This is a genomic window from Pseudomonas sp. HY13-MNA-CIBAN-0226, assembly GCF_040310305.1.
GTDB classification, from domain to species: domain Bacteria; phylum Pseudomonadota; class Gammaproteobacteria; order Pseudomonadales; family Pseudomonadaceae; genus Aquipseudomonas; species Aquipseudomonas gregormendelii.
This window is the reverse complement of sequence record NZ_JBEOPS010000093.1, coordinates 1-370: the sequence shown is the minus strand read 5'-3', so window position 1 is coordinate 370 and position 370 is coordinate 1. Positions and strand designations below refer to the sequence as shown.

The 370-nt window shown below is 61.4% G+C and carries 1 protein-coding gene and 1 pseudogene; both read left to right on the top strand.

The genetic code is table 11. The features are described 5' to 3' along the window. On the top strand, positions 1–260 hold a 260-nt coding region (locus tag AAEZ05_RS27910; protein WP_350649787.1), incomplete at its 5' end, for a phosphate acyltransferase. Further along, a pseudogene (locus AAEZ05_RS27905) lies at positions 261–370 on the top strand (acyltransferase); the annotation flags it as partial.

The window sequence follows — 370 nt, the reverse complement described above, 5'->3', positions numbered from 1 at the left end:
ACGAAAACGTCGCCCGGCAACTGGCCCCCAACAGCCAGGTGGCAGGCAAGGCCACCGTCTTTGTGTTCCCAGACCTGAACACCGGCAACACCACCCACAAAGCCGTACAACGCAGCGCCGATTGCGTGAGCCTGGGGCCGATGCTCCAGGGCCTGCGCAAACCGGTCAATGACCTGCCACGTGGCGCCCAGGTGGACGACATCGTGTACACCATCGCCCTGACGGCGATCCAAGCCGCCAATCGACCCATGGATATCTAAATGCTGGATTTTCTACCTGCCGCCGTGCGCGGGGTGATCGCTTCGCTGTTGCTGGCGCTGAACACGATCCTGCTGTGTTCGTTCCTGTTTATCGTCGCGCTGTTCAAGGC